General features: G+C 66.2%; 10 protein-coding genes. 6 read left to right on the top strand and 4 right to left on the bottom strand.

Features of this window, described 5'->3' with window-relative positions:
• Positions 1–9: 9 nt before the first annotated feature.
• Genes hisB through priA form a run of 4 tightly spaced genes read left to right on the top strand, consistent with a single transcriptional unit; the run spans position 10 to position 2,720 of the window.
• Entirely contained in the window at positions 10–609 is a 600-nt protein-coding gene (gene hisB, locus BPSG_RS00470) for an imidazoleglycerol-phosphate dehydratase HisB (RefSeq protein ID WP_022858039.1), read from the top strand.
• The gene (locus BPSG_RS00465) at positions 609–1,256 is read left to right on the top strand and encodes a hypothetical protein (protein ID WP_026644054.1); all 648 of its coding nucleotides are present in this window, start codon (positions 609–611) and stop codon (positions 1,254–1,256) included. Before hisB ends, BPSG_RS00465 begins: the two co-directional genes overlap by 1 nt.
• Before the next feature lie 36 nt (positions 1,257–1,292).
• Complete coding sequence (gene hisH / locus BPSG_RS00460) at positions 1,293–1,940, top strand: imidazole glycerol phosphate synthase subunit HisH (RefSeq protein WP_026644053.1); 648 nt, start codon at positions 1,293–1,295, stop codon at positions 1,938–1,940.
• Between the two features lie 51 nt (positions 1,941–1,991).
• Positions 1,992–2,720 (top strand): bifunctional 1-(5-phosphoribosyl)-5-((5-phosphoribosylamino)methylideneamino)imidazole-4-carboxamide isomerase/phosphoribosylanthranilate isomerase PriA, encoded by a 729-nt coding sequence (priA, locus tag BPSG_RS00455; RefSeq protein WP_026644052.1) that lies wholly within the window; start codon positions 1,992–1,994, stop codon positions 2,718–2,720.
• Between the two features lie 8 nt (positions 2,721–2,728).
• Here priA and BPSG_RS00450 read toward each other — a convergent pair whose 3' ends face one another.
• Positions 2,729–4,183 (bottom strand): DUF2252 domain-containing protein, encoded by a 1,455-nt coding sequence (locus tag BPSG_RS00450; RefSeq protein ID WP_033502253.1) that lies wholly within the window; start codon positions 4,181–4,183, stop codon positions 2,729–2,731.
• 112 nt (positions 4,184–4,295) lie between these two features.
• Between BPSG_RS00450 and glnA the strand changes: the two genes are divergently transcribed.
• Positions 4,296–5,633 (top strand): type I glutamate--ammonia ligase, encoded by a 1,338-nt coding sequence (gene glnA, locus BPSG_RS00445; protein WP_026644050.1) that lies wholly within the window; start codon positions 4,296–4,298, stop codon positions 5,631–5,633.
• A gap of 3 nt (positions 5,634–5,636) precedes the next feature.
• Here glnA and BPSG_RS00440 read toward each other — a convergent pair whose 3' ends face one another.
• The 3 genes from BPSG_RS00440 to BPSG_RS00430 all read right to left on the bottom strand — a co-directional run bounded on the left by BPSG_RS00440 (position 5,637) and on the right by BPSG_RS00430 (position 11,368).
• On the bottom strand, positions 5,637–6,575 hold the full coding sequence (locus tag BPSG_RS00440) for a hemagglutinin (RefSeq protein WP_236822967.1): 939 nt from the start codon (positions 6,573–6,575) through the stop codon (positions 5,637–5,639).
• 36 nt (positions 6,576–6,611) lie between these two features.
• A complete protein-coding gene (gene hrpA, locus BPSG_RS00435) occupies positions 6,612–10,661 on the bottom strand; it encodes an ATP-dependent RNA helicase HrpA (RefSeq protein WP_026644048.1) in 4,050 nt (1,349 codons plus the stop codon).
• Positions 10,662–10,735: 74 nt separating this feature from the next.
• Positions 10,736–11,368, bottom strand: a complete 633-nt coding sequence (locus BPSG_RS00430) for a class I SAM-dependent methyltransferase (protein WP_026644047.1) — start codon at positions 11,366–11,368, stop codon at positions 10,736–10,738.
• A gap of 210 nt (positions 11,369–11,578) precedes the next feature.
• Between BPSG_RS00430 and hflX the strand changes: the two genes are divergently transcribed.
• Complete coding sequence (gene hflX / locus BPSG_RS00425; RefSeq protein WP_371836409.1) at positions 11,579–12,982, top strand: GTPase HflX; 1,404 nt, start codon at positions 11,579–11,581, stop codon at positions 12,980–12,982.
• Positions 12,983–13,001 lie beyond the last annotated feature (19 nt).

Below are 13,001 nucleotides of genomic sequence, written 5' to 3'. Positions count from 1 at the left end.
GGAGCGAGCATGGCACGCACGGCCACGATCACGCGGCAGACAAGCGAATCCACGATTGAACTCAGTCTCGACCTCGATGGCACGGGCAAGACCGATATCCAGACGTCGGTGCCGTTCTACAACCATATGATGACGGCGTTGGGCAAGCATTCGCTCATCGACCTGACGATCCGCGCCACCGGCGACACCGACATCGACGCGCACCATACGGTGGAGGACACGGCGATCGTGTTCGGCGAGGCGCTCAAGCAGGCGCTCGGCGACAAACGCGGCATCCGCCGCTTCGCCGACGCCACGGTGCCGCTCGACGAGGCGCTCGCCAAGGCGGTCGTGGATGTGTCGGGCCGGCCGTACTGCGTGTGCACGGGGGAGCCGGAAGGCTTCCAGTACGCGATGATCGGCGGGCATTTCACCGGCTCGCTCGTGCGCCATGTCATGGAGTCAATCGCGTTCCATGCCGACATCTGCCTGCATCTGCACCTCATCGCGGGCCGCGACCCGCACCATATCGCCGAAGCCGAGTTCAAGGCGCTCGCGCGCGCGTTGCGGTTCGCGATCGAGCCCGACCCGCGTGTCGAAGGCATTCCGAGCACGAAGGGCGCGTTGTGATGGCGGACGAACCTGACGAACCCGAACGGCCGGACGACGACGGCGAGCATTTCGACGACGCCGAATTGGAAGCGATGCTCGAGAACTTCGAAGAGGAGTTCCACGAGGGCGAAGGCGGCGCCGGCGAGCCGGCCGATCCCACTGGCGACGAGCCATCGTTCGAAGACGAGCTCGAAGGCCTGCTGGGCGACAAGGCGAAGGCGGCGTTCATCTGCACGCGGCTCAACTCCGCGGAGCTGCTGGCCGCGTTCTGCCAGATCTCCGACATCTCCGCCGAATGCATCGGATCGGAGCAGGGCGCCGTGGCCGTGGTGCACAACCTCGACGGCGACGGCCCGGAGGCCGCGGTGAAGGACCTGACGAAGGTCGTGGGCGGCCTGTCCGGCCTGCTCGTGGTCAACCGCGCCGACAAGGTGGAAGCGACGGTGTATTACGACGGACAGGCCGGCGAACAACTGCCGCCGCCCTTCGTGTTCCCGTCGCTCGCCCCGTTCGTCGAAGACGTGATGCTGGGCATCTCGACGGTGCAGGACGTGCTCGCGCAATCCGACGACGTCGTGTCGTCGGACGCCATGGGCCAGACCCGCGCCTACGGGATCATCGCGAAGCACACGCATATGGGCGGCGGCCAGTCGTCGATCGAATAGCCGCGGCTACGGCGGAACACTGGAAGGAGAAAAGCTATGAAGACGGTTGTCGTGTTCGACTACGGGTTCGGCAACGTGCGGTCCATGGTGCGCGCGCTCGCGGACCAGGGGCTCGACGTGACGCTCACGTCCGGCTACCGGCAGGCACTTGAGGCGGACGGCCTTGTGGTGCCCGGCGTGGGTGCGTATGGCGCCTGCATGGAGGGCCTGCGCAAGGTCAGTGGCGACCGGGTCATCTACGACCGGTTGCGCGCCGACCGTCCGGTGCTCGGTGTGTGCGTCGGCGAACAGATCATGTTCACCGAAGGCGAGGAGCATGGCGTCGACACCGAAGGCCTCGGCCTGATCGGTGGCGCGGTGACGCGTCTGGACGCCGATGTGGTGCCGCACATGGGCTGGGACACCGTGCAGGCGCCCGAAGGATCGATTCTGCTCGACGGTGTTGAGGACGAACGGTTCTACTTCGTGCACTCGTACGCCGCATGCGACGTCACGCCGGCCGACACGAGCGAATACCAGATCGATTTCGCCGACGCCGCCGAGCGCGTGGCATGGTGCACCTACGGGCGCAGCCGTTTTGTGGCGGCGTATGAGCATGGTCCGCTGTTCGCCACGCAATTCCACCCCGAGAAATCCGCGCAGGCCGGCGCACGGCTGCTGCGCAACTGGGCGAACGTGCTGTAAGCCCCACACCTGTTGACCAACCGACCAACCCAACCACCGGAGGAACACATTATGGCATTGACACTGCTCCCGGCCGTCGACGTTCGCGATGGCAAGGCCGTCCGACTGCGCCAAGGCGAGTCCGGCTCCGAAACGGATTACGGTTCGCCGCTCGACGCCGCCCGCACATGGGTGGACGCCGGCGCGCAGTGGATCCACTTGGTGGATCTGGACGCGGCCTTCGGCACCGGTGACAACCGCGCGCAGCTGCGGCGGATCGTGGCCGAACTGGGCGACGCGGTGAACATCGAGATGTCGGGCGGCGTGCGCGACGACGCCTCGCTCGACGCGGCGCTCGAAGCCGGCGCCGCGCGCGTGAACATCGGCACCGCCGCGCTCGAGAACCCCGAGTGGACGGCGCGCGTGATCGCCAAGTACGGCGACCGTGTGGCCGTGGGCCTCGACGTGCGCGGGCACACGCTCGCCGCACGCGGCTGGGTCAAGGAAGGCGGCGACCTGTTCGAGACGATGCGCTTCCTCGACGACGCCGGCTGCAGCCGGTACGTGGTGACCGACGTGACACGCGACGGCATGATGAGCGGCCCGAACATCGACCTGCTGCGCGAAGTCGCCGAACGCACCGACGCGAAGGTCACGGCTTCAGGAGGCATCTCCAAGCTCGCCGACCTCGAGGCGATCAAGGCGCTCGACGATCTGGGCGTGGACTCCGCCATCCTGGGCAAATCGCTGTATGCGGGGGCGTTCACCCTGCCCGAGGCCCTTGCCGTCGCAGCGGACTGACCTCCGGCTCATTTCTTTGAGCAGGGCAGTTCGCCGTCCTTGATCATCTGCTTGAAGACGTGGTAATCCTCTTCGTTCTGGTCCGCATAGGAATCGGCGAACGAGGTCATCGCGTCGTCGAACGTGTCCGTGCCGCCGAGGTAGTTCGCGATCGCGATGCCGTCGCCGGTGCGGGCATGGGCATGCGCCAGGCACCATGCGCACATGCGCCCCAGATCGTTCAACGCCACGTCGTTGAGGTGGTTGATGTCGATCGACCCCTTGCCGTTCCACAGCTGGCGCACGTAATAGTCACGTGGCAGGCCGTCGTTCGCCAGGAATTTGGTCCAGCCGAGCATGATGTCGGCGGTGGTCTGGATCAGCTTCTGGCCCTGCACCACGCGTTCGCCGTGCGATGCGTACGGGCTGCGGCCCACAAACCGTTCGAGCACCGAATCGGTGGCCTCCTTCATCTGCAGCATGAGCGGGTCGTGGATGTCACGGCCCGTCAGGATCGACACCCATGCGCGTGTGCCGACGGAGCCGACGCCCACGACCTTGCGCGCCGTGTCGTGGTACGTGTATTGGCTCAACACATGCCGGCGGTCCTCGTACAGCGAATCGCGGTATGAGTCGAACAGCTGCCGCAGCCGCTCACGCAGCGCGTCCAGGTCGTTGTATCCCTCAAGGTCGCGTATGGGGACGAGCTCGGGCGGCATCGACTTGAACCGCAGCGTGTCCCCGTCGAGCACGGTGAGCTTCGCGGCGGCGCCGTCGGAGTCCTTGGTGCGCGCCTTCATGACCGCCGCGCGCAGCGTGCGGTTGCGATGGCCGCCCTGCGCGCTTTCGAACTGGTCGAGCGTGTGCTCCACGTCCAAGTGGTCGTACCACATGTCGAGGTAATCCATCTGCGCGAACTGGTCGATCATCTGCCGGTAGGTGCGCACGCACGCGCGCACCGCCTTCTGTCGGTCCTTCGAATAGATGTTGTTGGCGCGCCCGCAGATCTCCACCGACGCGGCGAGGCGCTTGATGTCCCATTCCCAAGGGCCAGTCGTCGTCTCGTCGAAGTCGTTGATGTCGAACACCAAGTGGCGGGTGGGGGAGTAGAACAGGCCGAAATTGCCGATGTGCGCGTCGCCCACCGCCTGCACGGGAATGCCCGTCACGGGCGTGCGCGCCAGATCGTTGGCCATGATCAGCGCGGTGCCGCGGTAGAACGTGAACGCGGAGTCGCTCATGCGGTAGTACCGCAGCGGGATGAGGCTCTGCAGGCGCGTCTTCGACTGCTCCTCGAGCAATCCGATGACCTCGCGCCGGTCCGGGTGCACATGCCAGATGGCGTGTGATTCGAGCGGCGCCCGTTCGCGTGCGTCCAGGCCGGCGCGCGCCCGCTCCTTGGGTGTGTCGGCCTGGTGCCACGTCATGTCGATGATGGGGTTGTCGGCGGTCGAATCGACAATCGTGCTGGTATGTGCGCTCATAGTGCACCACGATAGCGCAGCGGAGGCACGGGTCATGGCTGCACGGCTGGCGAGTCCGCGGAATGGGCATGTTAACGTGTTCCGTAACATCGGCATGGAACGATGGGCTGTTATGGATAAGCAGCAAGAGTTCGCGCTCCGTACCGTTGAGGAGCGCGACGTACGTTTTATTCGCTTGTGGTTCACCGATGTGCTGGGCACCTTGAAATCAGTGGCGATCGCGCCTGCGGAGCTGGAGGCGGCGTTCGAGGAGGGCATCGGGTTCGACGGTTCCGCGATCGAAGGCATGACGCGCGTCTCCGAAGACGACATGATCGTCAAGCCCGACCCGAGCACCTTTCAGATCCTGCCATGGCGCGGCGGCCCGCAGGGCACCGCGCGCATGTTCTGCGACGTGCTCACGCCCGAAGGCGAACCCTCGCTCGCCGACCCGCGCCATGTGCTCAAGCGCGCGCTGTCGAAGGCGAAGGACAAGGGCTTCACGTTCTACGTGCACCCCGAGATCGAGTTCTACCTGTTCGAACGGCAGGACGACTATGCACAGCCGCCCGTGCCGATCGACCATGGCGGCTATTTCGACCATGTGCCGCGCAGTCCGGGCATGGACTTCCGCCGCGCGACCGTCAACATGCTCGAGCAGATGGGCATCTCGGTCGAATACTCGCACCACGAGGCAGGCCCGGGGCAGAACGAGATCGATCTGCGGTACGCCGACGCGCTGACGATCGCCGACAACATCATGACGTTCCGCACGGTTGTCAAGGAGATCTCGCTCGAACGCGGCATCCACGCGAGCTTCATGCCCAAGCCGCTCGCCAACGAGCCCGGCTCCGGCATGCACACGCACCTGAGCCTGTTCGAAGGCGACGCGAACGCGTTCTACGAGGCCGGCCAGGAATTCAACATGTCGATCACCGCGCGCCAGTTCGCCGCCGGCATCCTGTACCATGCGGCGGAAATCTGCGCAATCACCGACCAGTTCGTCAACTCCTACAAGCGCCTGTGGGGCGGCAACGAGGCACCGAGCTACATCTGCTGGGGCCACAACAACCGTTCCGCGCTGCTGCGCATTCCGCAGTACAAGCCGGGCAAGGGCAATTCCGCGCGTATCGAGTTCCGTGCGCTCGACCCGGGCGCCAACCCGTACCTCGCCTACTCGGTATTGCTCGCGGCCGGCCTCGACGGCATCGAGCAGAAGATGCAGCTGGGTGAGCCGACGAGCGACGATGTGTGGGAGCTCACCGACGCCGAACGCCAGGCCATGGGCATCCAGCCGCTTCCCGAATCGCTCGACGAAGCGCTGCGCATCATGGAGAAGTCAGATTTCGTGGCCGACGTGCTCGGCGAGCATGTGTTCGAGTACTTCATCCGCAACAAGCGCAAGGAGTGGGAGGAGTACCGCGGCCAGGTCACGCCGTTCGAGCTCAAGGAGTACCTCGCCAAGCTCTGAGAGCTAGGCGCGCGGGTCGCCGAACCAGCCCGAATAGATGATCGAGAAATTGCGGTTGCCGTAGGTCGAACACGCATCACCCTCGCCCGCGCCCGCTTCGAGTGCGGCGAGGTTGGGCTGGTATGGCGTGTAGATGTACAGCAATGCGGTGGCCGTGTTCTCGATGTAGACCTCCGAGCCGCCGCATGCTGCGTCCGGATTGAACTGCACGTAGTTGAGCGTGCCCGCGTGGAACCCGTATTGGTCCTCGTGCCGCACATAGTACTGGTAGCGTTCCGCCGAACCGAATACCTGACGGAAGAAGCCGGCGTACCGGGGGTCGCAGCTGTCGTCATCCGGGCAGCTCAGCCCCATGGCGGCCTTGAACCGGAACTCACTCGGCGTCTTGGTGGCGGTCACGAGCTGTTGTTCTTTCTGCAGCATCGTCAGCAGCACCTTCGGCGAGACATTGCATGCGGTAGCGGCGTCGGCGATAATCGCCGACGCCTTCTGTTTGGACGACCCCTTGTACTCCGTGCAGTAGTCGCTCGCCGCACGTGGCTCGGTGCTGAACGTCGCGTTGCGCAGGCAGCCACGCTCGGTGCACTCGGCGCCCTTCTCGTCGAGGAACGCCTGGATCTCCTTCTGGTTCATCGCGGAGCCGTTGAAGAACTGCGTGTTCGAGATGATGTTGCCGGGGTTGAAATCGAACCGCTCCACCAACTGCTGCTGTTCGGCGCGCGCCTGATGCACCTCGGCGCGCCACGAGACGAAGCGCACGAGGCTGATGACGAGTGCGAGCGCCACGATCGAGGCGAGCAGCCCGATGGTGGCCAACGCCGTGCGCTGCCGCGCGTTGCCGTGCCTCCACGCCCGGGCCACGGTCCTGGCCTCGGCCCGTATGCGCTCGAAGGGGGCGTGGCGCGACTGCGTACGTTTGGATGGGGTGTTGTTCGAAGCCATTGGGTCGTCCTTGGAAACCTGGTGGATTGCGCGTGCTCAGCGCAGCGCCTTGGTGATGCGTTGCACGCTGACCGGTTGGCTGGTGCCGAGTTCCTGCGCCCACAGCGAGACGTAGAACTCCTCGAGCATCCAGCGCGCACGGTTGGCCTTCGTCATCGCCTCGTCGCGTGCGGCGCCGGCCGGCAGCGCCTTGGCGCGCGTGAGCGCGGCATCCACGAGCTGTTTCGCTTCATCGGCCTGCCAGGCCCAGCGCACGTCGCGGTTCTTGTCGGTCTTCGCCTTGGAAAGGCGCATCAGGTCGGCGCGCAGGTACACGGGGATGCGCGGCAGGGTGAGCGGTGGCGTGCGCCCGATGAACCCGGAGTTCACGAGCGTGGCGGCGTGTTCGCGCACCGACTGCAGCACCGAAAGCATCGGCAGGTCGGCCACGCCGCCCACCGCCTTCTCCACGTGCGCGTATTGCGCGAGGATCTCCACCACGTCTTTGGCCACGGCGTAGACGGTGTCCTCATACACCTGCTCCACGCCGGCCACGGCCTGGTCGAGCGCGTCGTCGGAACCGATCTTGTCGATGTCGCGCAGCAGCCGTTTGACGGCGGCGAGCTGTAGGTCGTCGACGAGCGCGGCGGTGGACTGGTACGGAGCGGCGGCCAGACGCAACGCCTCGGTGCCGAGCCATCGTGACGAGATGCGTTCGGTGGGCAGCTTGAGCCGGTCGAGCGCAGCATGCCACAGCATGTCGGCGCGCGACTGCGTGGTGGCGCCGGCCTTGTGCAGCAGGTTCGCTTGGGTGACCGCCTTGCCCTCGTCGGCGGCGCGCTCGGCCTGTTTGCGCACCACGGTGCGGGCCGAGGCCTGCGCCTGGCTGGCGAACCGGCGTTGCAGGTCCTCGAGCGATTTGCCGCTCGCCACACGTTTGGCCGCATTCGGCGCAGGCTTCCTGCCATGCGCGCGTTTGGGGCGCGGCGCGGGCTGTTCGATCACGAAGGTCATGCGCAGGTACGGCGGCAGCTTGGGCATCAGGCCGTCGAGCACTTCGGGGTGGATCTGCGCGCCGACGACGCTGATCGCGGCCTGCGTGAACACATGCGCGAAATCGGGCCATGGCTCGCCGTCCGGCGTTTGGGCCGGATGGTCGCGCGTGCCCGAGCCCGGGTCGGCGGGGTAGTGCGCGTCGATCCAATCCTCGATCTTGGCGGCGGTGTCGGGCGCCGGCACGAACTGCACGCGCAACTGCTTCGGCAGTGCCTTGATCATCGCCACGATGAGCTCGTTGCGCAATCCGGGCACATTCCAGCTGAACTGCGCGGCGCTGACGCGCGAGAGCGCGGTCATCGGGATGTGCACACTCACGCCGTCCTCCGGGTCGGCCGTGTCGTAGATGTAACTCAAGCGCAGCGACAGCGCGGCCCCGTCCGATCCGACGGCGGTCCAATGGTCGGGGAAGTCGTCCAGGCTCACCGACTCGACGCCGTTGAGGCGGTCCACCTCCTCGGGGTCGAAATCGAGCAGCGTGGGGTTGGTGGTGTGCTCGGCCTTCCACCAGCGCGCCAGTTCGGCCACATTCGTCACGTCTTGTGGCACGACCCGCTCGTAGAAGTCGTAGAGGTCCTCGTCGCTCACCGTCTGGGCGATCTGGCGGGTGCGGCTCGCGTCGTCCTGTGCGTCCTCGACGATCGCGCGGTTGCGCGCGATGAAGTCGTCGTATGGGAAGTGCTGTTGGATGTCGCCTTCCACAAGGCCCTGCCGCAGCAGGAAATCACGGGCTTCGAGCGGATTGATGCGTCCCCATGGCACATGCTTGCCGCGCACGATCGGCAGTCCATACAGCAGCACGGTGGCTTCGGCGACCGCGCTGCCGCGCGAGGCGGACCAGTGCGGGTTCGCGTACGTGGTGCGCGTGAGGTCCTTGGCGAGCGGTTCGGCCCACGCCGGGTCGATCTGCGCGCAGTACCGCGCCCACAGGCGGCTCGTCTCCACGAGTTCGGTCGTCATGATCCACGGCGGTGTCGCGGTCGAGGTCGCGGAAGCGGGGAAAATCGCGAAATGCGTGCCGCGTGCGCCCTGATAGTCGTTCTTCGCCATCTTCTGGGCGCGTTTGAGCGCGCGGGCGCGGGCGGCCCCCTTGAGATTCGCGTAATCCGAGGCCTTCGGTTCGCGCACCACCTGCATGCCGAGCATCGACAGCAGGCCGGCGAGCATTGACGTGTGGATGCCCTGCGCGTCCCACGAACAGCACAGCGAGTGCGCGGCCTGCTGGTTGACCGGCAGCGCGCGGACCTGTTCGCTCGGGCGGCTGACGGGAATCGGCTCGCCCACAGTGAACTTGAGCTCACGGCACAGCGACCGCAGCTGCGAGACGAGGTCCTTCCACTGGCGCATGCGCAGGAAGTGCAGGTATTCGGCTTTGCACAGCCGGCGCAGCGCGTTGTTGCTCAGCTCGCCGTCGGCGCCGTACGCGCGATCCCACAGGTTGAGCGCGGTCAGGAAGTCGCTTGTGGCGTCCGCATAGCGGTTGTGCAGGCGGTCCGCCTCGTCACGCTTGTCTTCGGGGCGTTCACGCGGGTCCTGCAGGCTCAGGAACGCCACGATCACAATCACCGCGGCGAGCGTGTTCGGGGTCGTGGCATGCGCCGCCTCGATGAGCATGCGGCCCAGACGCACGTCGATCGGGATGCGCGCGAGCTGCCGTCCGATGTGCGTGAGGCGGATCTGCCCGCGCTTGCGCGAGATCGCGCGCAGTTCGGTGAGCTCGTTGAAGCCGTCGGAGACCGCCTTCATGTCGGGCGGGTCGATGAACCCGAAGTCGGTGATGTCCTCGGCGGTCTTCGCCACACCGACCGATAGCATGTGGAGCACCACGGCGCCAAGCGACGTGCGCAGGATCTCCGGTTCGGTGAACCTCGGGCGGCTTTCGTAGTCTTCGGCGGAGTACAGGCGGATCGCGATGCCGTCTGCGATGCGGCCGCATCGTCCCGCGCGCTGGTCCGCGCTCGCCTGCGAGATCGGCTCGATCGGCAGGCGCTGCACCTTGGCCGTCTTCGAATAGCGCGAGATGCGCGCCGTGCCCGGGTCCACCACATACCGGATGCCCGGCACGGTGAGCGACGTCTCCGCCACATTGGTGGCGATGACGATGCGCTGGTTCCGGTGCGGCTCGAACACGCGGTGCTGGTCCTTCGCGCTCAGGCGCGCGAACAGCGGCATGATCTCGATCGCGTCCGGCCTGCGCATGTCCGCGCACCGCGGGCCGAAGGCATGGCGGATCGACTGTTCGAAATCGCGGATGTCGCGCTCGCCGGACGCGAAGACGAGGATGTCGCGCGGGCCCTGGTCGTGCGCCGAGACCGTCACGAGTTCGACGCACGCGCGTGCCACGGCCGTGGGCATGTCCATCGCCTCGGTGTTCGGATTGCCCGCGTCATTGCCGGACGCGCCGTCGGCGAACCCCGGCACATGGGCCATCAGCGCGGGCAGCCCTCCGAGCGGCTCATAGCAGATGGTGACGGGGTAGGTGCGCCCGGAGACTTCGATGACCGGCACTGGCTTGTGCAGCGCGTCCTCGAAGTGCTTCTGGAACTTGACCGAGTCGATCGTGGCCGAGGTGACGATGAGCTTGAGGTCGGGCCGTTTGGGCAGCAGCGCGGTGAGGTAGCCGAGCAGGAAGTCGATGTTGAGCGTGCGCTCGTGCGCCTCGTCGATCACAATCGTGTCATAGCGGCTCAGGTTCGGGTCACGTTGGATCTGCGCGAGGAGGATGCCGTCGGTCACCACGCGCAGCCGTGTCTTCGGCGAGCTTTCGTCGGTGAAGCGCACCTGATAGCCCACTTCGTCGCCCAAATGCACGCCGAGCTCACTCGCGATGCGTTCTGCCACAGTGCGCGCGGCGAGCCTGCGCGGCTGCGTGTGCACGATCTGGTGGCCATGCGTGCCGCGGCCGAGTTCGAGCAGGATCTTCGGCAGCTGCGTCGTCTTGCCGGAACCGGTCTGGCCGGAGACGATGACGACCTGTGACGATTGCACCGCCTCGCGGATCGCCTGGCGCGCGCCGCTGACCGGAAGTTCTTCTGGATATTCGAATTTCATAGGGGGAAAGGGTCACTCTTTCAATGGGATGCCATGGGATGCCATGGGCTGCGATACGTCGGATCGGTGCGGGCTCAGGGCAAGCGGTGGACTTCGATGACGCGGTAGCCCTTCGAACTCGCATACTTGGCCACGGTGAAGGTGCTGCCAAGGGCCTGCGCCAACCAGCGCATCAGCGAATCGGAGCCGAGATTCTTCTGGACCACAAGATACGCGTATCCGTCGGGCGCAAGCCTCGGCAGCCACGTCATGAGCAGTGTGTGCAGCTCCTGTTTGCCGATGCGGATCGGCGGGTTCGACCAGATGAGCTCGAACTCGAGCCCCTCGGGCACATCAGCGGCTTCGCCGGCGTGGATGTTGGCGCAGCCGTTGAGTTCGGCGTTGCGTTCGGTCAGTTCGATCGCACGCTCGTTGACGTCGATCGCGTAGACGCTGGCTTCGGGGGATTCGAGCGCGAGCGCGAGGCTGATCGCGCCCCAGCCGCAGCCGATGTCGAGGAAGTCGCCGTGCGCGGGCGGCATCGGCGCATGGCGCAGCAGCACCGATGTGCCGAGGTCCACGCGGCCGCCCGAGAAGACGCCGTTCGACGTCTCCACATCGGCCTCGTGGCCGCGCAGTGTCACATGCATCTCATGCCGCACATCCGCAGACGAGGGCGACGTGGTGAAATACTGTTCCGCCTGCTTGTGTGGGTCCTGTGCGTTCATGGCGCCTCGTTTCGTTCCTGATGTATACTTGCGTGTCTGCTGCTTTTCGATGATAGTAAGGCAGACGTAAGTTTTCACGAACAATGTGAGGTGTCTTTGACCGAATCGACCCAATCATGGCAGGGTGACCAGGAATTGACGGACCAAGGTGCGCCGGGCGCGCATGGTCTGCTCGCCGACCAATCCGACGTGCTGCTCGACGACGACGGCATGGGCGCGCAGTCGGGCGACGAGATCTGGCGTGAGCGCGAATCACGCAACCAGCTCAAGCATGTGGTGGGCCTGGGCGAACTCGAGGATGTCACCGAAGTCGAATACCGCAAGGTGCGCCTTGAGCGCGTGGTGCTCGTGGGGGTCTGGTCGTCACGCAACGGTTCGCAGCGCGAGGCCGAGGAATCCCTGCGCGAGCTCGCCGCGCTCGCCGAGACGGCGGGCGCGCAGGTGTGCGACGCCGTGCTGCAGCACCGCTACCGCCCCGATTCCTCCACGTACGTGGGATCGGGCAAGGCGCAGGAGATCGCGCAGATCGTGGCGGCGAACGACGCCGACACGATCATCGTGGACGACGACCTGCCGCCAAGCCAGCGCCGCGCGCTCGAAGACGCCACGAAAGTGAAGGTCGTGGACCGCACCGCGGTGATCCTCGACATCTTCGCGCAGCACGCCACGTCGCGCGAAGGCAAGGCGCAGGTCGAACTCGCGCAGTTGCAGTACATGCTGCCGCGCCTGCGCGGTTGGGGCGCGGCGCTGTCCCGTCAGGCGGGCGGCCGTGCCGCCGGCGCCGACGGCGGCATCGGCTCGCGTGGTCCAGGCGAGACGAAGATCGAGATGGACCGGCGCGTCATCCGCACGCGCATCGCACGCCTGCGCCGGCAGATCGCGCAGATGGCGCCGGCGCGCGAGGTCAAGCGCGGCTCACGCAAGCGGTACGCGCTGCCCACGATCTCGGTCGTCGGGTACACGAACGCGGGCAAATCGTCGCTGACGAACCGGCTCACCGGTTCGGACGAGCTCGTGGAGAACGCGTTGTTCGCCACGCTCGACACCGCCGTGCGCCGTGCGCGTGCGAAGGACGGGCGGTTCTACGCCTATGTGGACACGGTCGGGTTTGTGCGCCGACTGCCCACACAGCTCGTCGAGGCGTTCAAGTCGACGCTTGAGGAGATCGGCGAATCGGACGTGATGGTGCACGTCGTGGACGCCTCGCACCCCGATCCGTTCGGGCAGATCGACGCGGTCAACGAGGTCCTCAAGACGATCGACGGCGTGGACAGGCTGCCCGTCGTCACCGTGTTCAACAAGGTTGACCTGATCGACGCCGTGACGCGTGAACGCCTCGAGCAGCTCGCGCCGGGCGCGTTCTTCGTCTCGTCGGCCACCGGCGAAGGCGTGGACGCGCTGCGCGCGCACATCGAGGGGATGCTGCCGGCGCCCGGCGTGCATGTGGAGGCGCTGCTGCCGTACACGGCCGGTTCGCTCGTCTCGCAGATCCGCGAATACGGCAATGTGGACGCGGTGGAATACCGCGACACCGGCATCCTTCTGCAGGCGGACGTGGACGAGCGGCTCGCCGCGCAGATCATGGACCAAGCGCTCGAGGATCCTGTGGACTGATGCGGCGCCGGCCGTGGCC

This window comes from Bifidobacterium pseudolongum subsp. globosum (assembly GCF_000741295.1).
GTDB classification, from domain to species: Bacteria; Actinomycetota; Actinomycetes; order Actinomycetales; family Bifidobacteriaceae; genus Bifidobacterium; species Bifidobacterium globosum.
This window is presented reverse-complemented; position numbering and strand designations above follow the sequence as displayed.

What these genes read in the sequence shown, in the direction of transcription:
- hisB (WP_022858039.1), top strand. Translation starts at nt 10, where the DNA reads ATGGCACGCACGGCCACGATCACGCGGCAGACAAGCGAATCCACGATT.
- glnA (WP_026644050.1), top strand. Translation starts at nt 4,296, where the DNA reads ATGGATAAGCAGCAAGAGTTCGCGCTCCGTACCGTTGAGGAGCGCGAC.
- hisH (WP_026644053.1), top strand. Translation starts at nt 1,293, where the DNA reads ATGAAGACGGTTGTCGTGTTCGACTACGGGTTCGGCAACGTGCGGTCC.
- hflX (WP_371836409.1), top strand. Translation starts at nt 11,579, where the DNA reads ATGGGCGCGCAGTCGGGCGACGAGATCTGGCGTGAGCGCGAATCACGC.
- priA (WP_026644052.1), top strand. Translation starts at nt 1,992, where the DNA reads ATGGCATTGACACTGCTCCCGGCCGTCGACGTTCGCGATGGCAAGGCC.
- hrpA (WP_026644048.1), bottom strand. Translation starts at nt 10,661, where the DNA reads ATGAAATTCGAATATCCAGAAGAACTTCCGGTCAGCGGCGCGCGCCAG.
- BPSG_RS00450 (WP_033502253.1), bottom strand. Translation starts at nt 4,183, where the DNA reads ATGAGCGCACATACCAGCACGATTGTCGATTCGACCGCCGACAACCCC.
- BPSG_RS00430 (WP_026644047.1), bottom strand. Translation starts at nt 11,368, where the DNA reads ATGAACGCACAGGACCCACACAAGCAGGCGGAACAGTATTTCACCACG.
- BPSG_RS00465 (WP_026644054.1), top strand. Translation starts at nt 609, where the DNA reads ATGGCGGACGAACCTGACGAACCCGAACGGCCGGACGACGACGGCGAG.
- BPSG_RS00440 (WP_236822967.1), bottom strand. Translation starts at nt 6,575, where the DNA reads ATGGCTTCGAACAACACCCCATCCAAACGTACGCAGTCGCGCCACGCC.